This is a genomic window from Lentibacillus cibarius (genome assembly GCF_005887555.1).
In the GTDB taxonomy this organism is placed as follows: domain Bacteria; phylum Bacillota; class Bacilli; order Bacillales; family Amphibacillaceae; genus Lentibacillus; species Lentibacillus cibarius.
Window position 1 is genome coordinate 1,996,033 of record NZ_VCIA01000001.1, and the last position, 23,803, is coordinate 2,019,835.

Sequence of the window (23,803 nt, forward strand, 5' to 3'; positions counted from 1 at the left end):
GGCATCATGCATAACGATATTGAAAAGGTTTTGATTACGGAAGAAGAAATTACCGCTAAATGTGCGGAATTGGGGGAGCAGCTGACAAAAGAATACGAAGGGAAATTTCCCTTGGCAATTGGTGTGCTTAAAGGTGCCCTGCCATTTATGTCCGATGTATTGCGGTATATCCATACATATCTTGAAATGGACTTTATGGATGTATCGAGTTATGACGGCCAAATGCGTTCATCCGGTGAAGTGAAAATTATTAAAGATCTGGATACGAAGGTAGAAGGCCGTGACTTGCTTATTATTGAGGATATCATTGACAGTGGTCTTACATTGAGTTATCTGGTGGATTTATTTAAGTATCGGAAGGCTAATTCCATAAAAATTGTCACACTGCTTGATAAACCCTCCAGGCGCACATCTTATATTAAAGCCGACTTGGCTGGGTTTAAGGTCCCCAATGAATTTGTTGTTGGGTACGGGCTCGACTATCAGGAGAGGTATCGTAACTTGCCTTATATAGGTGTTTTAAAACCGGAAATCTACGGTGGTAAATAAATGGTGATTCAACTGGACAACATTGCATAAAATCCTTATATAAATGGGAAAACAGGAATAATTAAATAAATGAAACATACAAGTGAAATTAGTTGTACCAATTCTTTTCCGTATGATAGTATTGGTTGTAGTTTTCCCGCTTTGGAGGAGGTAAGGAATGAACCGGATATTTCGTAATGTCATCTTTTACTTATTAATATTCTTAGTCGTCATTGGCGTCATAGGAGTATTTAAAGGACCGAATGAACAACGAGAACAATTTAACGTACAGGAATTCATGAATGCACTAAATAATGGTGAAATCGTTGAAATGACGATGCAGCCATCAAATGGAATCATGCGTATTACCGGTAATACCGGTGACAATGATGCGTTTATTGCGCAAGTTCCGGATAACCCGGAGATTATTGCAAATATTACAGAAACAGCCGCAGAGCAAAGCACGCTAAATGTGAATGAAGAGGAACAACCAAGTGGATGGGTAACCTTTTTAACAACGATTATTCCGTTTCTTATATTGGGTCTGTTTTTCTTCTTCATCCTTAGTCAGGCACAAGGCGGCGGTGGCGGCCGCGTCATGAACTTTGGCAAAAGCAAAGCCAAAATGGTAAGTGATGATAAGAAAAAAGTTCGCTTTAAGGATGTAGCCGGTGCGGACGAAGAGAAGCAAGAACTTGTTGAAGTTGTTGACTTTTTGAAAGATCCCCGCAAATTCTCAAGCGTTGGTGCCCGCATTCCGAAAGGGGTATTACTCGTAGGCCCTCCTGGAACGGGTAAAACATTGCTTGCGCGTGCAGTTGCAGGGGAAGCTGGAACACCTTTCTTTTCCATCAGTGGTTCAGACTTTGTGGAAATGTTTGTTGGTGTCGGTGCATCCCGTGTACGTGACTTGTTTGAAAACGCGAAGAAAAATGCACCATGTATCGTATTTATTGATGAAATTGACGCAGTTGGGCGTCAGCGCGGTGCTGGTCTTGGTGGTGGCCATGATGAGCGTGAGCAGACACTGAACCAGTTACTTGTTGAAATGGACGGCTTCGGTGTGAATGAAGGTATCATCATTATCGCTGCAACTAACCGTCCGGACATTCTTGACCCGGCCCTTTTAAGACCAGGACGTTTTGACCGTCAAATCACCGTTAACCGTCCTGACGTGAAAGGCCGTGAAGAAGTATTAGCGGTACATGCGAAAGAAAAACCGTTGGATGACACAGTTGAACTTAGGACAGTCGCGATGCGAACACCCGGATTCTCAGGTGCCGACTTGGAGAACTTGCTGAATGAAGCAGCACTTGTTGCAGCACGTTTCGATAAGGAAAAAATTGATATGGACGATATTGATGAGGCAATTGATCGGGTTATTGTTGGACCTGCCAAGAAAAGCAAGGTTATTTCGAAAAAAGAACGCGATATTGTTGCCCACCATGAAAGCGGACATACGATTATTGGCATGGTACTTGATAATGCCGATGAAGTCCATAAAGTAACGATTATCCCGCGCGGTCAGGCAGGCGGCTATGCCGTTATGCTACCGAAAGAAGATCGATCCTTCATAACGAAACCGGAGTTATTTGATAAAGTCACCGGCTTGTTAGGTGGACGTGTAGCTGAAGAAATCATGTTCGGTGAAGTAAGCACAGGAGCCCATAATGACTTTCAGCAGGCAACCAACATTGTACGCAAAATGATTACCGAATACGGTATGAGTGATAAGATTGGCCGTTGCAGTTTACAAGCGGTGGCGGGCAAGTGTTCCTTGGCCGTGATATCCAGAACGAACAGAATTACAGTGATACAATTGCCTATGAAATTGATCAAGAAATGCAAAGCTTTATTAATTACTGCTATGACCGTGCTAAATCCATTCTTACAGAGCATAAAGATAAGCTAGAACTGATGGCACAGACATTACTGGAAGTGGAAACACTGGACAAACGACAGATTAAATCATTGTTAAAAGATGGTGTTTTGCCGGAGCCTGTAAAGGACGACGAGAAAAACTCGGATGTCAAAGTAAATATCCATTCCAAAGATGATGATGAGCCGAAACCGGAATCTTATGAGGAAGCAAAAAAGAAAGAAGAAGATAAATTTCAAGAAAAGCATAATGACAATGATGAAAATGTTGACTCCTCATCTGAATCCGACGAGAAAAAAGAATAAACAACTAACAGCCTCTCATAATTATGGGAGGCTGTGTTATTTTTCAAAGGCCCCTCCCTCCCCCTAGGAAAGCCTGTTCATCGGCATGCTAAATTCATCACGTCCTGTGACAACGCCTGCACTAGCAGCTCCTGTGCGTCGAAATGCCGGATTCATTCAACTAACAACCAGTGATAGATAAAAATTGCAACTGATTGCAGCTTCACTTTATGATATAGTAAAAAGATAGAAAAAGGTTTGAACAACTTCTTAAAGGAAGGTTTGGTCATAAATGCTTTTTGTGCTTGATGCAGGAAATACAAACACAGTAATAGGTGTGTTTGATGGAGATACATTGATTCATGAATGGCGCATTAAAACCGATCGGCATAAAACAGAGGATGAGTTTGCGATGCTGATAAAATCATTGTTGGCGTATGAGCAGATCGCACTGTCGGATATTAGTGGGGTTGCCATATCATCTGTTGTACCACCTATCATGTTTGCATTGGAAAAAATGTGTGCAAAATACTTTAACTTAGAACCAATTATTATTGGAAAAGAAACAGCCCATACGCAGTTGAAAATGACCTATCCCAATCCGGAAGAAATCGGTGCTGACCGCATCGTTAATGCTGTAAGTGCGATTGACGAATACGGGGCGCCGCTGGTCATCATTGACTTTGGCACTGCCACGACGTATTGCTGTATTAACAGTGATGCGGCATATCAAGGCGGTCTAATTGCCCCGGGTATCCAAATATCATTGGAGGCACTGTACCAGAAGGCATCGAAGCTTCCGAAAATAGAGATTCAAGCACCGGAGAAAGTTATAGGAAGCTCAACGGTTGAAGCAATGGAATCTGGCTTATTTTATGGGTATGTTGCACAGGTAGACGGTATCGTGAACCGGATGAAACAGGAAATGAAAACAAATCCAACAGTAATTGCAACAGGCGGACTCGCGCCGTTAATTGCTGATCAGTCGGAAACGATTGATTACGCGGACAAGCATTTGACACTAAAAGGCTTACGAAAATTGTATTCCATCAATCATCATCAGGAGTGAACTGGAAGTAACATACCATTAAAGGAGATGAATGCATCATGAAGGATTATTTAGTGAAGTCAACGGTGTATGATGGCTCGATTCGTGCGTATGCCATTAACTCGACAAATACGGTAAAGGAAGCACAAATTAGGCAGGATACGTGGGCGACTGCATCAGCAGCTCTCGGGCGCACGATTACTATTAGCGCAATGATGGGTGCGATGATGAAAGATGACGACTCACTCACTGTCAAAGTGGAAGGAAATGGCCCTATCGGTGCAATCATCGCCGACAGTGATGCAACTGGTGATGTACGCGGATATGTGATGAACCCACATGTGGACTTTGAATTGAATGCACAGGGAAAACTGGATGTGGCACGTGCTGTTGGGGAAGGTAACATCAGTGTTGTAAAGGATCTTGGTCTTAAGGACTATTTCACCGGTAATGTGCCAATTGTTTCTGGTGAAATTGGAGAGGATTTCACTTACTACTTTGCTAACTCGGAGCAAATCCCTTCTGCAGTTGGTGCTGGTGTACTAGTCAATCCCGATCATACCATCCTTGCTTCTGGTGGCTTTGTTGTCCAAGTGATGCCTGGTGCTGATAATGAGATCATTCAGCGGGTCGAGGAAAGAATCGGGGCACTTCCCCCTATCTCCCAGTTAATCAGAGAAGGAGCTTCACCGGAACAAATTCTTGAACGACTTTTTAAGAAGGATGATGTAAAAATTCAAGGCCGCTTGCCAGTGCGGTTTCAGTGTAAGTGTTCAAGAGAGCGGCTGCAACGGGCGTTAATCGGATTAGGTAAAGAAGAAATCCAGAGCATGATTGATGAAGACCACGGTGCCGAGGCAACCTGTCATTTTTGTAATGAAGTTTATCAGTTTACGGAAGAGGAATTAGAAGAACTGAAGCAGTCAGCCCAAGCGTAAAGCGGAAAGGAGTTGCCCATGAATAGGAAACTTCTATGGGGGATGCTGGTTGTACTGCTTGTAACCAATATTGCGACGCTGATTGTTTTGAATCAAAATAAAAACGTTCGGTTGAACAGCAGTACAGCCATTAATAAGTCGGAGCCTGCTGCAGTAATAGGTGACAATGAAATCCCGTATGATGAATGGATAGCATCACTAAGGGAAGATTACGGAAAAGCGCAGTTGAAAAAGATGATTAATCATGAGGTTGTCCAGCAACTTGCTAAGAAGCACGATATCGATATAAGTGAAAAGGTGATTGCCCGGGAAATGTCGCTTTTGACAACGACACAAGGGGTTATGACCGATAAGACATTAAGCAGAAAAGAAAAAAAGTGGCGCAAGGATATTTTATACCGCTATCAGCTGGAAGCACTGCTGACGAGCGATGTACAAATACCTGAGGAAAAGGTGCGAACGTACTATAATAAATACCGTAACCAATACGACTTTAAATCATCCATACAACTTTCCCATATTGTCGTCAACGACCTGAAAACAGCGGAAAAGATAAGGGACAAATTGAAAGATGGTGCTCAGTTTGATTTGCTTGCGGAGAAATATTCTATCGACAAGGATACAAAACATGATGGGGGATACCTTGGTTTCTTTGTCGATGCAAGCCCGTCAATACCTGCAAGTTATTTAACAGTTGCTGAAGACATGAAGGAACGAACATATAGTGAACCTATTAGGCGTGCAGACGGAGTAGCCATCATTTTTCTTCACCGCAAACTGCCTTCGATTGCATTTACATACCAAGAAATAAAGCCATATGTGGAGCGGGAATTGGCAATGGATGAGTTAGATCAGTCGCCATCAGCTGCGTCACTTTGGAATGAATTGAAGGTTGAATGGGTATACGATAATTGACTACTGTTTTTATTGACATTTTATGAACTTAGTCATATTATATTGTATATAAATCCTATGAAATTACTATGTTTTAGGAGGGCACCACATGAAAGTTGCTGATAATATTGCAGAACTGATTGGGGATACACCGGTTGTCAAACTGAATCGTTCTGTCGATGATGACAGTGCGGATATTTATGTAAAGCTGGAATTCATGAACCCGGGTAGCTCAGTGAAGGACCGAATTGCTTTATCCATGATTGAGGCTGCTGAGAAGGAAGGCAAACTAAAAGCAGGTGACACCATCGTTGAACCAACAAGCGGGAATACTGGAATTGGGTTAGCAATGGTTGCTGCGGCTAAAGGTTATAAGGCCATATTAGTCATGCCGGATACAATGAGCCAGGAACGCCGTAACCTACTACGTGCCTACGGGGCAGAGCTTGTGCTGACCCCTGGTGCCGATGCAATGAAAGGTGCAATTAATAAGGCGGAGGAGCTCCAACAAGAACACGGTTATTTTATGCCGCAACAATTCAGTAACGAGGCGAATCCAGAAGTGCATGCACGTACAACTGGGAATGAAATAGTCAAACAAATGAGCGATGGCCTTGATGCGTTTGTTTCCGGAATTGGTACTGGTGGAACAATTACCGGTGCTGGCAAGGTGCTAAAGCAACATTTTAATGATATTCAACTGTATGCAGTTGAGCCGGATGATTCAGCTGTGCTGTCAGGTGATACCCCGGGCCCACATAAGATTCAGGGACTCGGCGCAGGATTCGTGCCAGATACGTTGAATACATCTATTTATGATGATGTGATCCGTATTTCCAACGAGGAATCATTTAAAACGTCACGTGAAGTAGCTAAGATGGAAGGTATACTTGGCGGAATTTCATCCGGTGCTGCCATAGCCGCGGCTAAAAAAGTTGCTAAAAAGCTGGGCAAAGGCAAAAAGGTGCTCGCTATCATCCCTGATAATGGGGAGCGGTATTTGTCCACCCCACTGTATCGATATGATGACTGATAAGGACCAATTGTATGGAACCGGCGCCGTTGATACGGTGCCGGTTTTCATATGACACTTTTTATCGACTTCAGGGGGCCGCTAAACTGTTCACTTTTAGTTAGTGCCTAAGTATCATTAGAAGCAGAATGATTAGACAGGGTATATTCTTCATGGTGCTTGCTTGGGCTTTTCTTTAGGCTGTGGTACGATAGGGTTGAACAAACTTAAATAGTGAAATTGGATAATGAAAGAAGGGTCAATTATGGAACTCGTGACACAAACGAAAACATATAACCTATCCGAGCGAACACATGTGATGGGCATATTGAATATAACCCCTGATTCCTTTTCCGATGGTGGAAATTACACAACGGTGGATCAAGCTATTGAACAAGCGACGTTAATGGAAAAGCAAGGGGCGGATATGATTGATATTGGTGGGGAATCGACACGACCGGATCATGAACCAGTCTCATTGCAAGACGAGCTTGATCGGGTAATTCCGATGGTTCGTGCTGTTAAAGAGCATGTAACGATCCCTATATCGATTGATACATATAAGGCGGAAACTGCACGTCAGGCTCTTGAAGCAGGCGCTGAGATTATTAATGATGTTTGGGGTGCCAAACGAGAACCTGAGATTGCCAAGATTGCAGCAGCATACAACGCACCAATTATTTTAATGCATAACCGGACGAACAAGGACTATATGTCTATCATTGATGACATGAAACATGATTTGCAGGAAAGTATTACTATTGCCCTTAATGCTGGTGTTTCCCCTGATAACATTATTCTCGATCCTGGTATTGGTTTTGCCAAAACACCTGATGATAATCTTACTGTCATGAATCATTTAGAGGATTTTTCTGAACTTGGATATCCGATTTTGCTAGGAACATCACGCAAATCGTTTATCGGTAACATTTTGGATTTACCGGCAGCCGAACGGGACAATGGCACGGGAGCAACGACATGTCTAGGCATTACAAAGGGTATACAAATTGTCCGTGTACACAATGTTCAATTAAATGTTGAATTGGCAAGAATGATGGATGCGATGCTTTTTAAACGAGAAGTGAAAAGTAATGGATAAAATACTTATGAATCAGCTGGCATTTTACGGTTATCATGGCCTCTTTCAGGAAGAAAAGAAGCTTGGCCAGCGTTTTTTCGTTGACGTGGAGTTGCATGCAGACTTAAAAAGGGCTGGTAGGTCAGATGACATGAACGACTCCATCGATTATGGTGCTGTATATCATGTAATAAAGGCGGTCATGGAAGGGAAATCGATAAATTTGCTTGAAGCCCTGGCCGAAACGATTTCTGTCCAATTATTCCAGTCATTTGCATTATTGGATGCCTGTCTTATTCGTATTACGAAGCCCGATCCACCGATACCAGGTCATTATCAGTCAGTGGCGGCAGAAATTTTCCGGAGGCGAAATGAATGAATAGGGTTTACCTAGCATCAGGGTCAAATATCGAACCAAGGGAAAACTATCTAAAAAGTGCACTAAATTTATTGGAAAACGACTCCCGATTGACCGTCACCAAGACGTCGTCCATATACCAGACAGCACCAGTCGGTTATACTGAACAGGATGATTTTTTGAACATGGTGATGGAAATAGAGACTTCGCTTACCCCGATAGCACTTTTGGATCTTTGTCAGCATATCGAAAAGCAACTCAATCGGAAGCGGGGGATAAGGTTCGGCCCCCGTACACTTGACCTTGACATTTTAGTTTATAATCAAGAAAATAGACAAACAGAACGATTGACGTTGCCACATCCGCGTATGCATGAGCGGGCATTTGTTCTTATCCCGCTTAGTGAAATCGCTTCTGATTTAACCTTACCACCAAAAGGAAAGCGTATTTCCGAATATATAGAAGCACTTCCTGAAAGCGATATAAAGGGTGTAACACGATGGACAGAGAAAGGGTCGGCAGAAGAATAAAGGCGTTCCGCAAATTAAAAGGATACACACAGGTAGCATTCGCTAAAAAATTGAATCTCCCTATTAGCACACTTGGTAAAATTGAACGTGCAGAAAGAGAACCATTACCTGAACAGTTGGAACAAATCGCTAGCCACCTACAAATACCCAGTAAGGAACTTATAAACAACGCCAAAGAAGAAAGGGAGAAATAGCGACGTTTAAGATTGGCGGGACACGTCACATACATGAGATTGAAGGTTTTTAAGCAGTGTCCCTTAATCCTAGGGGGCTACAAGTTTGGACTGGTAATCCACTATTGCCGGAAGCCGCGAAAACGCCAAGGATGAAAGTCGTTTGGTTTTCTTTTATACTTACTAAAGGCATAGCATGAAAGGTTAAACAACGTAAGAAAAATGAATAGTTGGAGTGATAATTGTGTCAGAAGAATTAAATGATCATATGCGGGCGCGGCGGGAGAAGCTTGCCATGTATCAGGAGAAAAATGTAGATCCATTCGGTGGTAAATTCGACCGTACACATTTGGCAGAAGACCTGTTTGTCGCATATGACCAATTTACCAAAGAGGAACTAGAAGAAAAAACGGATAAGGTGACCATTGCAGGGCGCATGATGACTAAACGTGGCAAAGGGAAGGCAGGCTTTGCCCATGTTCAGGACCTTAGTGGGCAGATACAGATTTATGTACGCAAAGACACGGTCGGTGAAGAGGCGTATGAAATCTTCCAATCTGCTGATATGGGGGATATTGTCGGTGTAACAGGTAACATGTTCCGGACGAAAGTTGGTGAACTTTCCGTAAAAGCTGTCGAATTCACATTGTTGACGAAATCACTGCGTCCGCTTCCTGAAAAATATCATGGTCTGAAGGATGTTGAACAGCGTTATCGTCAACGCTATCTGGACCTTATAACCAACCCAAATAGCAAAGAGACATTTATCCTACGCAGTAAAATCATCCGATCTATGCGCAGTTTCCTAGATGGGCAAGGTTTTCTGGAAGTTGAAACACCGATGATGCACGGCATTCCAGGTGGAGCTTCCGCACGACCGTTTGTCACACACCACAATGCGTTAGATATACCGCTGTATATGCGGATAGCAATTGAATTGCACCTAAAGCGTCTGATTGTCGGTGGTTTGGAGAAGGTATATGAAATTGGTCGCGTCTTCCGTAATGAAGGTGTATCCACACGCCATAATCCAGAATTCACCATGATGGAACTATACGAAGCATATGCCGATTTTCATGATATTATGACACTGACTGAAAATTTGATTGCCCATATAGCTGGAGACGTACTTTCTGATTCTACAGTCACGTATGATGATTATGAAATCAATTTGGCACCGGGGTGGAAACGACTGCATATCGTCGATGCAATCAAAGAATATACTGGAGTAGACCTTTGGCCGGAGATGAGTGATAGTGAAGTGAAACAACTCGCCGCTGAACATGGTGTTGCTATCCAGGACAATATGACATATGGACACATAGTCAATGAATTCTTTGAGCAAAAGGTGGAAGAAAAGCTAATTCAGCCGACATTTATTTATGGACACCCAGTAGAAATTTCACCATTGGCAAAACGTAATCAAGATGACGACCGATTCACAGACCGGTTTGAATTGTTCATTGTTGGGCGTGAACATGCCAATGCCTTCAGTGAATTAAATGATCCAATTGACCAGCGTGAACGGTTTGAAGCACAAGTAAAAGAGCGGGATGCAGGTAATGATGAAGCACACTTGATGGATGAAGATTTTCTGGAAGCGCTGGAGTATGGCATGCCCCCAACAGGTGGTCTTGGGATAGGGATTGACCGTTTGGTGATGCTACTAACCAATTCCCCGTCAATCAGGGATGTGTTATTATTCCCACAAATGCGCAACAAATAGTATTTTTATATTACAGTTGGTGAAGAATAAGAATAGATTCGTTAACGTTCCATCAATGAAATTAATTGATGAGACCAGGTTTCCAGTACAGAACTTGTTATGAAAGTTCTGTACTGGATTATCCTTTGTTGTCTAGTATCTTGTGCGGGCAGATTATTATTAATGTTTGTATACCCTTTCCGGAATTTTGCCGGGGTATCTGTGGCCTTGTTGGGTAGAAAAAACCGGCTATACAAGAGAAATGAGTGTTATAAATAACTGGATAAAAAAACCAATAAATTTTTCGTTTAATATCTCTTGATTTCGGGTAATAAACATGATAAATTATTAAACGTCGCACAACAGATGCGATAAAAAACGAAGACGACAAATCATTTAAAAAAAGTTATTGACTTTGTTTCTACAAAGTGATATATTAATAAAGTCGCTTTTTCAACAAAACAAATTAAATAAATCAATTGTTGACACCAACTTAATTAATTGTTAAAATGAAAAAGTTGACTCGGCGAAAGCGCCGGTAAAGATTCGCTCTTTGAAAACTGAACAAAACAGCCAGTATGACAAAAGATGTCAGAGGTAAGGAGTCAGATTTTAAATCATTTGATTTAATGAAGACTTCAATCCCCTGAATTAATTTTAAAGCTAAGACATGAAGACTGATTGGTGTCAGTCTTATCACAAACTTTTTTGAGAGTTTGATCTTGGCTCAGGACGAACGCTGGCGGCGTGCCTAATACATGCAAGTCGAGCGCGGGAAGCAGGCAATTGCCCTTCGGGGCATGCGCCTGTGGAACGAGCGGCGGACGGGTGAGTAACACGTGGGCAACCTACCTATAAGATCGGGATAACTCGCGGAAACGTGAGCTAATACCGGATGATACTTTTTCTCGCATGGGAGAAAGCTAAAAGGCGGCTTTTAGCTGCCACTTACAGATGGGCCCGCGGCGCATTAGTTAGTTGGTGAGGTAAAAGCTCACCAAGGCGACGATGCGTAGCCGACCTGAGAGGGTGATCGGCCACACTGGGACTGAGACACGGCCCAGACTCCTACGGGAGGCAGCAGTAGGGAATCTTCCGCAATGGACGAAAGTCTGACGGAGCAACGCCGCGTGAGTGATGAAGGTCTTCGGATCGTAAAACTCTGTTGTCAGGGAAGAACAAGCATTGTTCGAATAGGGCGATGCCTTGACGGTACCTGACCAGAAAGCCCCGGCTAACTACGTGCCAGCAGCCGCGGTAATACGTAGGGGGCAAGCGTTGTCCGGAATTATTGGGCGTAAAGCGCGCGCAGGCGGTCTTTTAAGTCTGATGTGAAATCTCGTGGCTTAACCGCGAGCGGTCATTGGAAACTGGGAGGCTTGAGTGCAGAAGAGGAGAGTGGAATTCCACGTGTAGCGGTGAAATGCGTAGAGATGTGGAGGAACACCAGTGGCGAAGGCGACTCTCTGGTCTGTAACTGACGCTGAGGCGCGAAAGCGTGGGTAGCGAACAGGATTAGATACCCTGGTAGTCCACGCCGTAAACGTTGAGTGCTAGGTGTTAGGGGGTTTCCGCCCCTTTGTGCTGAAGTTAACGCATTAAGCACTCCGCCTGGGGAGTACGGCCGCAAGGCTGAAACTCAAAAGAATTGACGGGGGCCCGCACAAGCGGTGGAGCATGTGGTTTAATTCGAAGCAACGCGAAGAACCTTACCAGGTCTTGACATCCTCTGACAGCGGTAGAGATACCGTGTTCCCTTCGGGGACAGAGTGACAGGTGGTGCATGGTTGTCGTCAGCTCGTGTCGTGAGATGTTGGGTTAAGTCCCGTAACGAGCGCAACCCTTGATCTTAGTTGCCAGCATTCAGTTGGGCACTCTAAGGTGACTGCCGGTGACAAACCGGAGGAAGGCGGGGATGACGTCAAATCATCATGCCCCTTATGACCTGGGCTACACACGTGCTACAATGGATGGAACAAAGGGAAGCGAATCCGTGAGGTGAAGCAAATCCCATAAAACCATTCTCAGTTCGGATTGCAGGCTGCAACTCGCCTGTATGAAGCCGGAATCGCTAGTAATCGCGGATCAGCATGCCGCGGTGAATACGTTCCCGGGCCTTGTACACACCGCCCGTCACACCACGAGAGTTGGCAACACCCGAAGTCGGTGAGGTAACCATTTGGAGCCAGCCGCCGAAGGTGGGGCCAATGATTGGGGTGAAGTCGTAACAAGGTAGCCGTATCGGAAGGTGCGGCTGGATCACCTCCTTTCTAAGGAATATATAAACGGAAGCTTCTTGTCATCGATATACTATCGGTAGACATTGAAGTTAGATTATAAAAGTCATACTCGGTTGTTTGGTTCAGTTTTGAGGGAGTGAACCCTCATTGTAGCCCACCATATATGGTGGCGTTATTTGCACCTTGAAAACTAAATAAGAGTAAAGTATTCAACGACATCAAGCAAAAAGCTTAAGCGACTGTTTATAGGAGCTGAAGCTGGATTAATAGTTAAGTGATCAAGGGCGCACGGTGAATGCCTTGGCACTGGGAGCCGATGAAGGACGGGACTAACACCGATATGCCTCGGGGAGTTGTAAGCAAACTGTGATTCGGGGATTTCCGAATGGGGGAACCCGCTGTCCGTAATGGGATAGTATGCGTATCTAAATACATAGGATACGCAAGGCAAACCCGGGGAACTGAAACATCTCAGTACCCGGAGGAAGAGAAAGCAAACGCGATTTCCTGAGTAGCGGCGAGCGAAACGGAACCAGCCCAAACCGAAAAGCTTGCTTTTCGGGGTTGTAGGACACTCCATCGGAGTTATCAAGAAACTGCTTAGACGAAATGGCCTGGAATGGCCGGCCAAAGAAGGTAAGAGCCCTGTAGTCGAAAGGCAGTTTCCTCCGGAGTGGATCCTGAGTACGGCGGAACACGAGAAATTCCGTCGGAATCCGGGAGGACCATCTCCCAAGGCTAAATACTACCCAGTGACCGATAGTGAACCAGTACCGTGAGGGAAAGGTGAAAAGCACCCCGGAAGGGGAGTGAAATAGAACCTGAAACCGTGTGCCTACAAGTAGTCGGAGCCCATTTATGGGTGACGGCGTACCTTTTGTAGAATGGACCGGCGAGTTGCGTTCGTATGCAAGGTTAAGTGGAAGACACGGAGCCGCAGCGAAAGCGAGTCTGAACAGGGCGATGAAGTATACGGGCGCAGACCCGAAACCGTGTGATCTACCCATGTCCAGGGTGAAGGTCAGGTAACACTGACAGGAGGCCCGAACCCACGTATGTTGAAAAATGCGGGGATGAGGTGTGGGTAGGGGTGAAATGCCAATCGAACACGGAGATAGCTGGTTCTCTCCGAAATAGCTTTAGGGCTAGCCTCAAGGTATACGTTCTGGAGGTAGAGCACTGATTGGACGAGGGGCCCTTATCGGGTTACCGAATTCAGTCAAACTCCGAATGCCAGCAACGTGAAACCTTGGGAGTCAGACTATGGGTGATAAGGTTCATAGTCGAAAGGGAAACAGCCCGGACCGCCAGCTAAGGTCCCTAAGTATACGTTAAGTGGAAAAGGATGTGGCGTTGCCCAGACAACCAGTATGTTGGCTTAGAAGCAGCCATCATTTAAAGAGTGCGTAATAGCTCACTGGTCGAGTGACGCTGCGCCGAAAATGTACCGGGGCTAAACGTATCACCGAAGCTGCGGATTGTTCTTACGAACAATGGTAGGAGAGCGTTCCAGGTGCTGTGAAGTCAGACCGTGAGGACTGGTGGAGCGCCTGGAAGTGAGAATGCCGGTATGAGTAGCGAAAAAAGAGTGAGAATCTCTTTCACCGAATGCCTAAGGATTCCTGAGGAAGGCTCGTCCGCTCAGGGTTAGTCGGGACCTAAGCCGAGGCCGAAAGGCGTAGGCGATGGATAACAGGCAGATATTCCTGTACCACCTCGTGAGCATTTGAACGATGGGGGGACGCAGCAGGATATGGAAAGCGCACCATTGGAAGTGTGCGTCCAAGCAGTGAGGAAGTTGGGCAGGCAAATCCGTCCAATAATTCCAAGCTGTGATGGGGAGGTCAATTGTGACCGAAGTTCCGGATTCCACACTGCCAAGAAAAGCCTCTAGTGAGTTCACAGGTGCCCGTACCGCAAACCGACACAGGTAGGCGCGGAGAATATCCGAAGGTGATCGGGAGAACTCTCGTTAAGGAACTCGGCAAAATGACCCCGTAACCTAGGGAGAAGGGGTGCTCAGGCTGAGTCTGAGCCGCAGTGAATAGGCCCAAGCGACTGTTTACCAAAAACACAGGTCTCTGCGAAGCCGAAAGGCGAAGTATAGGGGCTGACACCTGCCCGGTGCTGGAAGGTTAAGGGGATGCGTTAGCCTTCGGGCGAAGCGTTGAACCGAAGCCCCAGTAAACGGCGGCCGTAACTATAACGGTCCTAAGGTAGCGAAATTCCTTGTCGGGTAAGTTCCGACCCGCACGAAAGGTGCAACGACTTGGGCACTGTCTCAACGAGAGACCCGGTGAAATTATACTATGCGTGAAGATGCGCATTACCCGCGACAGGACGGAAAGACCCCGTGGAGCTTTACTGCACCTTGATATTGAATGTTGGTACAGCTTGTACAGGATAGGTGGGAGCCGTCGAAGCGTGAGCGCTAGCTTACGCGGAGGCACCCGTGGGATACCACCCTGGCTGTACGAACATTCTAACCCAGGGCCGTCATCCGGCCCGGAGACAGTTTCAGGCAGGCAGTTTGACTGGGGCGGTCGCCTCCCAAAAAGTAACGGAGGCGCCCAAAGGTTCCCTCAGAATGGTTGGAAATCATTCATGGCGTGTAAAGGCACAAGGGAGCTTGACTGCGAGACCTACAAGTCGAGCAGGGACGAAAGTCGGGCTTAGTGATCCGGTGGTTCCGCATGGAAGGGCCATCGCTCAACGGATAAAAGCTACCCCGGGGATAACAGGCTTATCTCCCCCAAGAGTTCACATCGACGGGGAGGTTTGGCACCTCGATGTCGGCTCATCGCATCCTGGGGCTGTAGTCGGTCCCAAGGGTTGGGCTGTTCGCCCATTAAAGCGGTACGCGAGCTGGGTTCAGAACGTCGTGAGACAGTTCGGTCCCTATCCGTCGTGGGCGCTGGAAGTTTGAGAGGAGCTGTCCTTAGTACGAGAGGACCGGGATGGACACACCGCTGGTGTACCAGTTGTTCCGCCAGGAGCACAGCTGGGTAGCTACGTGTGGTAAGGATAAGTGCTGAAAGCATCTAAGCATGAAGCCCCCCTCAAGATGAAACTTCCCATCACTTCGAGTGAGTAAGATCCCTCAGAGACGATGAGGTTGATAGGTCCGAGGTGGAAGCGTGGTGACACGTGGAGCTGACGGATACTAATCGATCGAGGACTTAACTACTACTATGGTCGTTGAATCACACTCTTATTTAGTTTTTAGGGTGTAAATGTAAAAAAACCCTTGCATTTTCCGAAGAAAATGCTATAATAGTTCTTGTCTTTAAATATAGTGACTAACAACATTCCAACATGTCTGGTGGCGATGGCGGAGAGGACACACCTGTTCCCATGCCGAACACAGCAGTTAAGCTCTCCAGCGCCGATGGTAGTTGGGGCCTTGCCCCTGCAAGCGTAGGACGCTGCCAGGCATATACTCTGTTTGGAGGATTAGCTCAGCCGGGAGAGCACTTGCCTTACAAGCAAGGGGTCGCAGGTTCGAACCCTGCATCCTCCACCATTATAGTGAACAGTTATAGACAAGCCATATTATGCCGGCCTAGCTCAACTGGTAGAGCAACTGACTTGTAATCAGTAGGTTGGGGGTTCAAGTCCTCTGGCCGGCACCATACATTAGAGCCATTAGCTCAGCTGGCAGAGCATCTGACTTTTAATCAGAGGGTCGGAGGTTCGAATCCTCCATGGCTCACCTTTTTGCGGGTGTGGCGGAATCGGCAGACGCGCTAGATTTAGGATCTAGTGTCTTACGACGTGAGGGTTCAAGTCCCTCCGCCCGCACCACTTAATAACATTGCCATTTGCGGAAGTAGTTCAGTGGTAGAACACCACCTTGCCAAGGTGGGGGTCGCGGGTTCGAATCCCGTCTTCCGCTCCATAATATGCCATGTAAAACCGCGCCGGGGTGGCGGAATTGGCAGACGCACAGGACTTAAAATCCTGCGGTAGGTCTACTACCGTGCCGGTTCGAGTCCGGCCCTCGGCATCAGAGGCGCCCGTAGCTCAATTGGATAGAGCGTTTGACTACGGATCAAAAGGCTAGGGGTTCGACTCCTCTCGGGCGCACCATATTAACGGGAAGTAGCTCAGCTTGGTAGAGCACATGGTTTGGGACCATGGGGTCGCAGGTTCAAATCCTGTCTTCCCGACCATTGTGGGGCCTTAGCTCAGCTGGGAGAGCGCCTGCTTTGCACGCAGGAGGTCAGCGGTTCGATCCCGCTAGGCTCCACCATATTTGATGATTCGCTCTTTGAAAACTGAACAAAACAGCCAGTATGACAAAAGATGTCAGAGGTGAGGAGTCAGATTTTAAATCATTTGATTTAATGAAGACTTCAATCCCCTGAATTAATTTTAAAGCTAAGACATGAAGACTGATTGGTGTCAGTCTTATCACAAACTTTTTTGAGAGTTTGATCTTGGCTCAGGACGAACGCTGGCGGCGTGCCTAATACATGCAAGTCGAGCGCGGGAAGCAGGCAATTGCCCTTCGGGGCATGCGCCTGTGGAACGAGCGGCGGACGGGTGAGTAACACGTGGGCAACCTACCTATAAGATCGGGATAACTCGCGGAAACGTGAGCTAATACCGGATGATACTTTTTCTCGCATGGGAGAAAGCTAAAAGGCGGCTTTTAGCTGCCACTTACAGATGGGCCCGCGGCGCATTAGTTAGTTGGTGAGGTAAAAGCTCACCAAGGCGACGATGCGTAGCCGACCTGAGAGGGTGATCGGCCACACTGGGACTGAGACACGGCCCAGACTCCTACGGGAGGCAGCAGTAGGGAATCTTCCGCAATGGACGAAAGTCTGACGGAGCAACGCCGCGTGAGTGATGAAGGTCTTCGGATCGTAAAACTCTGTTGCCAGGGAAGAACAAGCATTGTTCGAATAGGGCGATGCCTTGACGGTACCTGACCAGAAAGCCCCGGCTAACTACGTGCCAGCAGCCGCGGTAATACGTAGGGGGCAAGCGTTGTCCGGAATTATTGGGCGTAAAGCGCGCGCAGGCGGTCTTTTAAGTCTGATGTGAAATCTCGTGGCTTAACCGCGAGCGGTCATTGGAAACTGGGAGGCTTGAGTGCAGAAGAGGAGAGTGGAATTCCACGTGTAGCGGTGAAATGCGTAGAGATGTGGAGGAACACCAGTGGCGAAGGCGACTCTCTGGTCTGTAACTGACGCTGAGGCGCGAAAGCGTGGGTAGCGAACAGGATTAGATACCCTGGTAGTCCACGCCGTAAACGTTGAGTGCTAGGTGTTAGGGGGTTTCCGCCCCTTTGTGCTGAAGTTAACGCATTAAGCACTCCGCCTGGGGAGTACGGCCGCAAGGCTGAAACTCAAAAGAATTGACGGGGGCCCGCACAAGCGGTGGAGCATGTGGTTTAATTCGAAGCAACGCGAAGAACCTTACCAGGTCTTGACATCCTCTGACAGCGGTAGAGATACCGTGTTCCCTTCGGGGACAGAGTGACAGGTGGTGCATGGTTGTCGTCAGCTCGTGTCGTGAGATGTTGGGTTAAGTCCCGTAACGAGCGCAACCCTTGATCTTAGTTGCCAGCATTCAGTTGGGCACTCTAAGGTGACTGCCGGTGACAAACCGGAGGAAGGCGGGGATGACGTCAAATCATCATGCCCCTTATGACCTGGGCTACACACGTGCTACAATGGATGGAACAAAGGGAAGCGAATCCGTGAGGTGAAGCAAATCCCATAAAACCATTCTCAGTTCGGATTGCAGGCTGCAACTCGCCTGTATGAAGCCGGAATCGCTAGTAATCGCGGATCAGCATGCCGCGGTGAATACGTTCCCGGGCCTTGTACACACCGCCCGTCACACCACGAGAGTTGGCAACACCCGAAGTCGGTGAGGTAACCATTTGGAGCCAGCCGCCGAAGGTGGGGCCAATGATTGGGGTGAAGTCGTAACAAGGTAGCCGTATCGGAAGGTGCGGCTGGATCACCTCCTTTCTAAGGAATATATAAACGGAAGCTTCTTGTCATCGATATACTATCGGTAGACATTGAAGTTAGATTATAAAAGTCATACTCGGTTGTTTGGTTCAGTTTTGAGGGAGTGAACCCTCATTGTAGCCCACCATATATGGTGGCGTTATTTGCACCTTGAAAACTAAATAAGAGTAAAGTATTCAACGACATCAAGCAAAAAGCTTAAGCGACTGTTTATAGGAGCTGAAGCTGGATTAATAGTTAAGTGATCAAGGGCGCACGGTGAATGCCTTGGCACTGGGAGCCGATGAAGGACGGGACTAACACCGATATGCCTCGGGGAGTTGTAAGCAAACTGTGATTCGGGGATTTCCGAATGGGGGAACCCGCTGTCCGTAATGGGATAGTATGCGTATCTAAATACATAGGATACGCAAGGCAAACCCGGGGAACTGAAACATCTCAGTACCCGGAGGAAGAGAAAGCAAACGCGATTTCCTGAGTAGCGGCGAGCGAAACGGAACCAGCCCAAACCGAAAAGCTTGCTTTTCGGGGTTGTAGGACACTCCATCGGAGTTATCAAGAAACTGCTTAGACGAAATGGCCTGGAATGGCCGGCCAAAGAAGGTAAGAGCCCTGTAGTCGAAAGGCAGTTTCCTCCGGAGTGGATCCTGAGTACGGCGGAACACGAGAAATTCCGTCGGAATCCGGGAGGACCATCTCCCAAGGCTAAATACTACCCAGTGACCGATAGTGAACCAGTACCGTGAGGGAAAGGTGAAAAGCACCCCGGAAGGGGAGTGAAATAGAACCTGAAACCGTGTGCCTACAAGTAGTCGGAGCCCATTTATGGGTGACGGCGTACCTTTTGTAGAATGGACCGGCGAGTTGCGTTCGTATGCAAGGTTAAGTGGAAGACACGGAGCCGCAGCGAAAGCGAGTCTGAACAGGGCGATGAAGTATACGGGCGCAGACCCGAAACCGTGTGATCTACCCATGTCCAGGGTGAAGGTCAGGTAACACTGACAGGAGGCCCGAACCCACGTATGTTGAAAAATGCGGGGATGAGGTGTGGGTAGGGGTGAAATGCCAATCGAACACGGAGATAGCTGGTTCTCTCCGAAATAGCTTTAGGGCTAGCCTCAAGGTATACGTTCTGGAGGTAGAGCACTGATTGGACGAGGGGCCCTTATCGGGTTACCGAATTCAGTCAAACTCCGAATGCCAGCAACGTGAAACCTTGGGAGTCAGACTATGGGTGATAAGGTTCATAGTCGAAAGGGAAACAGCCCGGACCGCCAGCTAAGGTCCCTAAGTATACGTTAAGTGGAAAAGGATGTGGCGTTGCCCAGACAACCAGTATGTTGGCTTAGAAGCAGCCATCATTTAAAGAGTGCGTAATAGCTCACTGGTCGAGTGACGCTGCGCCGAAAATGTACCGGGGCTAAACGTATCACCGAAGCTGCGGATTGTTCTTACGAACAATGGTAGGAGAGCGTTCCAGGTGCTGTGAAGTCAGACCGTGAGGACTGGTGGAGCGCCTGGAAGTGAGAATGCCGGTATGAGTAGCGAAAAAAGAGTGAGAATCTCTTTCACCGAATGCCTAAGGATTCCTGAGGAAGGCTCGTCCGCTCAGGGTTAGTCGGGACCTAAGCCGAGGCCGAAAGGCGTAGGCGATGGATAACAGGCAGATATTCCTGTACCACCTCGTGAGCATTTGAACGATGGGGGGACGCAGCAGGATATGGAAAGCGCACCATTGGAAGTGTGCGTCCAAGCAGTGAGGAAGTTGGGCAGGCAAATCCGTCCAATAATTCCAAGCTGTGATGGGGAGGTCAATTGTGACCGAAGTTCCGGATTCCACACTGCCAAGAAAAGCCTCTAGTGAGTTCACAGGTGCCCGTACCGCAAACCGACACAGGTAGGCGCGGAGAATATCCGAAGGTGATCGGGAGAACTCTCGTTAAGGAACTCGGCAAAATGACCCCGTAACCTAGGGAGAAGGGGTGCTCAGGCTGAGTCTGAGCCGCAGTGAATAGGCCCAAGCGACTGTTTACCAAAAACACAGGTCTCTGCGAAGCCGAAAGGCGAAGTATAGGGGCTGACACCTGCCCGGTGCTGGAAGGTTAAGGGGATGCGTTAGCCTTCGGGCGAAGCGTTGAACCGAAGCCCCAGTAAACGGCGGCCGTAACTATAACGGTCCTAAGGTAGCGAAATTCCTTGTCGGGTAAGTTCCGACCCGCACGAAAGGTGCAACGACTTGGGCACTGTCTCAACGAGAGACCCGGTGAAATTATACTATGCGTGAAGATGCGCATTACCCGCGACAGGACGGAAAGACCCCGTGGAGCTTTACTGCACCTTGATATTGAATGTTGGTACAGCTTGTACAGGATAGGTGGGAGCCGTCGAAGCGTGAGCGCTAGCTTACGCGGAGGCACCCGTGGGATACCACCCTGGCTGTACGAACATTCTAACCCAGGGCCGTCATCCGGCCCGGAGACAGTTTCAGGCAGGCAGTTTGACTGGGGCGGTCGCCTCCCAAAAAGTAACGGAGGCGCCCAAAGGTTCCCTCAGAATGGTTGGAAATCATTCATGGCGTGTAAAGGCACAAGGGAGCTTGACTGCGAGACCTACAAGTCGAGCAGGGACGAAAGTCGGGCTTAGTGATCCGGTGGTTCCGCATGGAAGGGCCATCGCTCAACGGATAAAAGCTACCCCGGGGATAACAGGCTTATCTCCCCCAAGAGTTCACATCGACGGGGAGGTTTGGCACCTCGATGTCGGCTCATCGCATCCTGGGGCTGTAGTCGGTCCCAAGGGTTGGGCTGTTCGCCCATTAAAGCGGTACGCGAGCTGGGTTCAGAACGTCGTGAGACAGTTCGGTCCCTATCCGTCGTGGGCGCTGGATGTTTGAGAGGAGCTGTCCTTAGTACGAGAGGACCGGGATGGACACACCGCTGGTGTACCAGTTGTTCCGCCAGGAGCACAGCTGGGTAGCTACGTGTGGTAAGGATAAGTGCTGAAAGCATCTAAGCATGAAGCCCCCCTCAAGATGAAACTTCCCATCACTTCGAGTGAGTAAGATCCCTCAGAGACGATGAGGTTGATAGGTCCGAGGTGGAAGCGTGGTGACACGTGGAGCTGACGGATACTAATCGATCGAGGACTTAACTACTACTATGGTCGTTGAATCACACTCTTATTTAGTTTTTAGGGTGTAAATGTAAAAAAACCCTTGCATTTTCCGAAGAAAATGCTATAATAGTTCTTGTCTTTAAATATAGTGACTAACAACATTCCAACATGTCTGGTGGCGATGGCGGAGAGGACACACCTGTTCCCATGCCGAACACAGCAGTTAAGCTCTCCAGCGCCGATGGTAGTTGGGGCCTTGCCCCTGCAAGCGTAGGACGCTGCCAGGCAAAATAATAAGGAGGCTGATCCATACAATTATGGGTCAGCCTCTTTATATTAGATTAAAAAATATTGGGAGCAAAATTACCGATTACTTTTTTTATCGGATACCATCTAATTGAATATTTACTGAGATTGCATTTTAAAATGACGGATAAATATAATGGTGAGAGGAGGGGAGACATATGAGTGAATATATGGATCAGCTTATCGGGGATCACTTTTTAACCATTATGATAAGAATTATAATTGCTTTAGTCTTGTCTGGATTAATCGGATTTGAACGGGAATTGAAAAACCACTCCGCCGGGTTTCGGACACATATTTTGGTTGGGGTGGGCTCATGTTTAATGATGCTTCTTTCTTTGTATGGGTTTGAATCGTTAATTGATGCATATGATAATATTCGGTTTGACCCGGCACGTATTCCCTCTTATGTCATTAGTGGTATTGGTTTTTTAGGTGCCGGTACTATTATTGTTAATGGGATGACAATTCGCGGTTTGACAACTGCTGCGTCAATTTGGACAGTTGCAGGTCTAGGGTTAGTTACCGGCGCTGGTATGTACGCACCCGCAGTAGTAACAACATTTATTATTCTTTTGAGTCTTATTTTTTTAAATAACTTGGAACGGTTATTTAAGAAAGGAAAATCATCGTACCTCATTGAAATAGCGGCAATGCCCGGACTGGAACTCAACAATGTAGTAGCAATTTTTGAGTCACACCATTTGACTATAAAGCACGTCGAAGTCAATCGGACAGAGGATAATCTTCGCAACATATTTATAACAATTGTTGCTGATAAGGGGTTGGATCGTGTTTCCCTTTTCGAGGACATAACAAAACTTGATTATGTTAAAAGTGCTGCTGAACGGCAATAAATTTAAACCTTGTATCATACAGGTTTTTTTAAAAGGATCAGAATCTATAAAATTTGGCGATATAACTTTTACTTGCAAGGTAAGCCACGTTCAGCTCCGACGTACAGGACGTGCTAGCTTAGGTGTTGCGACAGGACGTCGCGTTCTTAGTCTGCAAGGGAATTTGCGCCTTTGTTTATACCATTGATAATCTGCTGTGCTTGAATTAGTTTACATTAAGCTGTTTCTTCAAATGTTTCATCTGACCCAGAATTGTCTATAATAGGAATAGATATCCCTTGCATCTCAGTGTGTATATCGTATAATAAAAGTAAAGTCAAAGATAGTCAAAGTCAAATTAAATAAATGATAGGAAAAATATACGAGTTCACTCATATGGTAAGAGGAGGAGGGTTTATGCGGAACATCTCGGACATCATTGAAGAATACTTAAAGCAGATTCTAGAAACCGCCGGTAAAGATGCGATTGATATAAAACGCAGCGAGCTTGCTGATCGGTTTCAATGTGTTCCGTCACAAATCAATTATGTGATTAAAACACGCTTTACTATGGAAAAAGGATATATAGTAGAGAGTAAACGCGGAGGTGGTGGCTACATCCGTATCATCCGGATTAAGCATCAGGATGGGGCGGACTTAATTGATGATATTATAGGTATGATTAACCCAAGCTGTTCACAGCAGGCGGCGTTTGATGTAATGGAGCGATTGCTGGAGGAAGAGCTTGTTACCAAACGTGAGGTAAAAATTATGCTAAGTGCTATTGAAAGGGAAACACTCGCTTTTCAGCTGCCTTTGCGTGATGAAATTCGCGCGCGGATTATGACTTCAATGCTAACCACTTTAAAATATTTGAATAAATGATAAGG

At 46.8% G+C, this 23,803-nt stretch carries 12 protein-coding genes, 9 tRNA genes, 6 rRNA genes and 1 pseudogene; all 28 read left to right on the forward strand.

Annotation, left to right across the window (positions count from 1 at the left end; translation table 11 throughout):
• Positions 1-6: 6 nt before the first annotated feature.
• The 28 genes and pseudogenes from hpt to FFL34_RS09640 all read left to right on the forward strand — a co-directional run bounded on the left by hpt (position 7) and on the right by FFL34_RS09640 (position 23,798).
• Positions 7-549: a hypoxanthine phosphoribosyltransferase gene (gene hpt, locus FFL34_RS09505; protein WP_138603251.1), complete on the forward strand. Its 543-nt coding sequence runs from the start codon at positions 7-9 to the stop codon at positions 547-549.
• A 157-nt stretch (positions 550-706) separates the two neighbouring features.
• A pseudogene (gene ftsH / locus FFL34_RS09510) lies at positions 707-2,712 on the forward strand (ATP-dependent zinc metalloprotease FtsH).
• Between the two features lie 271 nt (positions 2,713-2,983).
• On the forward strand, positions 2,984-3,760 hold the full coding sequence (locus tag FFL34_RS09515) for a type III pantothenate kinase (protein ID WP_138603252.1): 777 nt from the start codon (positions 2,984-2,986) through the stop codon (positions 3,758-3,760).
• A 38-nt stretch (positions 3,761-3,798) separates the two neighbouring features.
• Complete coding sequence (hslO, locus tag FFL34_RS09520; protein WP_138603253.1) at positions 3,799-4,677, forward strand: Hsp33 family molecular chaperone HslO; 879 nt, start codon at positions 3,799-3,801, stop codon at positions 4,675-4,677.
• Between the two features lie 18 nt (positions 4,678-4,695).
• Positions 4,696-5,592 carry a peptidylprolyl isomerase gene (locus FFL34_RS09525; protein WP_138603254.1) on the forward strand — a complete coding sequence of 299 codons (897 nt, stop codon included), beginning with the start codon at positions 4,696-4,698 and terminating at the stop codon, positions 5,590-5,592.
• Positions 5,593-5,680: 88 nt separating this feature from the next.
• Positions 5,681-6,604, forward strand: coding sequence for a cysteine synthase A (gene cysK, locus FFL34_RS09530; protein ID WP_138603255.1), 924 nt, complete (start codon positions 5,681-5,683; stop codon positions 6,602-6,604).
• Between the two features lie 244 nt (positions 6,605-6,848).
• Positions 6,849-7,682 (forward strand): dihydropteroate synthase, encoded by an 834-nt coding sequence (gene folP, locus FFL34_RS09535; RefSeq protein WP_138603256.1) that lies wholly within the window; start codon positions 6,849-6,851, stop codon positions 7,680-7,682.
• Positions 7,675-8,040 carry a dihydroneopterin aldolase gene (gene folB / locus FFL34_RS09540; RefSeq protein ID WP_138603257.1) on the forward strand — a complete coding sequence of 122 codons (366 nt, stop codon included), beginning with the start codon at positions 7,675-7,677 and terminating at the stop codon, positions 8,038-8,040. The genes folP and folB overlap by 8 nt, the downstream gene beginning before the upstream one ends.
• Positions 8,037-8,549: a 2-amino-4-hydroxy-6-hydroxymethyldihydropteridine diphosphokinase gene (gene folK, locus FFL34_RS09545; RefSeq protein ID WP_138603258.1), complete on the forward strand. Its 513-nt coding sequence runs from the start codon at positions 8,037-8,039 to the stop codon at positions 8,547-8,549. The genes folB and folK overlap by 4 nt, the downstream gene beginning before the upstream one ends.
• On the forward strand, positions 8,519-8,743 hold the full coding sequence (locus FFL34_RS09550; protein WP_138603259.1) for a helix-turn-helix domain-containing protein: 225 nt from the start codon (positions 8,519-8,521) through the stop codon (positions 8,741-8,743). The genes folK and FFL34_RS09550 overlap by 31 nt, the downstream gene beginning before the upstream one ends.
• 223 nt (positions 8,744-8,966) lie before the next feature.
• Positions 8,967-10,448: a lysine--tRNA ligase gene (lysS, locus tag FFL34_RS09555; RefSeq protein WP_138603260.1), complete on the forward strand. Its 1,482-nt coding sequence runs from the start codon at positions 8,967-8,969 to the stop codon at positions 10,446-10,448.
• Positions 10,449-11,131: 683 nt separating this feature from the next.
• A 16S ribosomal RNA gene (locus FFL34_RS09560) occupies positions 11,132-12,697 on the forward strand.
• Positions 12,698-12,935: 238 nt separating this feature from the next.
• Positions 12,936-15,854, forward strand: a 23S ribosomal RNA gene (locus tag FFL34_RS09565).
• Between the two features lie 131 nt (positions 15,855-15,985).
• Positions 15,986-16,101, forward strand: a 5S ribosomal RNA gene (gene rrf, locus FFL34_RS09570).
• A gap of 13 nt (positions 16,102-16,114) precedes the next feature.
• Positions 16,115-16,190: transfer RNA gene (locus FFL34_RS09575), tRNA-Val, on the forward strand.
• 33 nt (positions 16,191-16,223) lie between these two features.
• Positions 16,224-16,299 (forward strand) — tRNA-Thr (locus tag FFL34_RS09580).
• A gap of 7 nt (positions 16,300-16,306) precedes the next feature.
• A tRNA-Lys gene (locus FFL34_RS09585) sits at positions 16,307-16,379 on the forward strand.
• Positions 16,380-16,386: 7 nt separating this feature from the next.
• Positions 16,387-16,471, forward strand: a tRNA-Leu gene (locus FFL34_RS09590).
• 19 nt (positions 16,472-16,490) lie between these two features.
• A tRNA-Gly gene (locus tag FFL34_RS09595) sits at positions 16,491-16,565 on the forward strand.
• A gap of 21 nt (positions 16,566-16,586) precedes the next feature.
• Positions 16,587-16,673, forward strand: a tRNA-Leu gene (locus FFL34_RS09600).
• 6 nt (positions 16,674-16,679) lie between these two features.
• Positions 16,680-16,756: transfer RNA gene (locus FFL34_RS09605), tRNA-Arg, on the forward strand.
• A gap of 6 nt (positions 16,757-16,762) precedes the next feature.
• A tRNA-Pro gene (locus tag FFL34_RS09610) sits at positions 16,763-16,839 on the forward strand.
• 4 nt (positions 16,840-16,843) lie between these two features.
• Positions 16,844-16,919: transfer RNA gene (locus tag FFL34_RS09615), tRNA-Ala, on the forward strand.
• A 169-nt stretch (positions 16,920-17,088) separates the two neighbouring features.
• Positions 17,089-18,654 (forward strand): 16S ribosomal RNA (locus tag FFL34_RS09620).
• 238 nt (positions 18,655-18,892) lie between these two features.
• Positions 18,893-21,811, forward strand: a 23S ribosomal RNA gene (locus tag FFL34_RS09625).
• 131 nt (positions 21,812-21,942) lie between these two features.
• A 5S ribosomal RNA gene (gene rrf / locus FFL34_RS09630) occupies positions 21,943-22,058 on the forward strand.
• Together the 16S, 23S and 5S rRNA genes with 9 tRNA genes alongside form the textbook arrangement of a ribosomal RNA operon.
• 177 nt (positions 22,059-22,235) lie before the next feature.
• Positions 22,236-22,934 carry an MgtC/SapB family protein gene (locus tag FFL34_RS09635; RefSeq protein WP_138603261.1) on the forward strand — a complete coding sequence of 233 codons (699 nt, stop codon included), beginning with the start codon at positions 22,236-22,238 and terminating at the stop codon, positions 22,932-22,934.
• Positions 22,935-23,330: 396 nt separating this feature from the next.
• Entirely contained in the window at positions 23,331-23,798 is a 468-nt protein-coding gene (locus FFL34_RS09640; protein WP_138603262.1) for a CtsR family transcriptional regulator, read from the forward strand.
• The last annotated feature ends 5 nt before the right edge of the window (positions 23,799-23,803 follow it).

Excerpts from the sequence above, each read along its gene's own strand:
- hpt (WP_138603251.1), top strand. The coding sequence starts at position 7 with ATGCATAACGATATTGAAAAGGTTTTGATTACGGAAGAAGAAATTACC.
- FFL34_RS09515 (WP_138603252.1), top strand. The coding sequence starts at position 2,984 with ATGCTTTTTGTGCTTGATGCAGGAAATACAAACACAGTAATAGGTGTG.
- hslO (WP_138603253.1), top strand. The coding sequence starts at position 3,799 with ATGAAGGATTATTTAGTGAAGTCAACGGTGTATGATGGCTCGATTCGT.
- FFL34_RS09525 (WP_138603254.1), top strand. The coding sequence starts at position 4,696 with ATGAATAGGAAACTTCTATGGGGGATGCTGGTTGTACTGCTTGTAACC.
- cysK (WP_138603255.1), top strand. The coding sequence starts at position 5,681 with ATGAAAGTTGCTGATAATATTGCAGAACTGATTGGGGATACACCGGTT.
- folP (WP_138603256.1), top strand. The coding sequence starts at position 6,849 with ATGGAACTCGTGACACAAACGAAAACATATAACCTATCCGAGCGAACA.
- folB (WP_138603257.1), top strand. The coding sequence starts at position 7,675 with ATGGATAAAATACTTATGAATCAGCTGGCATTTTACGGTTATCATGGC.
- folK (WP_138603258.1), top strand. The coding sequence starts at position 8,037 with ATGAATAGGGTTTACCTAGCATCAGGGTCAAATATCGAACCAAGGGAA.
- FFL34_RS09550 (WP_138603259.1), top strand. The coding sequence starts at position 8,519 with ATGGACAGAGAAAGGGTCGGCAGAAGAATAAAGGCGTTCCGCAAATTA.
- FFL34_RS09635 (WP_138603261.1), top strand. The coding sequence starts at position 22,236 with ATGAGTGAATATATGGATCAGCTTATCGGGGATCACTTTTTAACCATT.
- FFL34_RS09640 (WP_138603262.1), top strand. The coding sequence starts at position 23,331 with ATGCGGAACATCTCGGACATCATTGAAGAATACTTAAAGCAGATTCTA.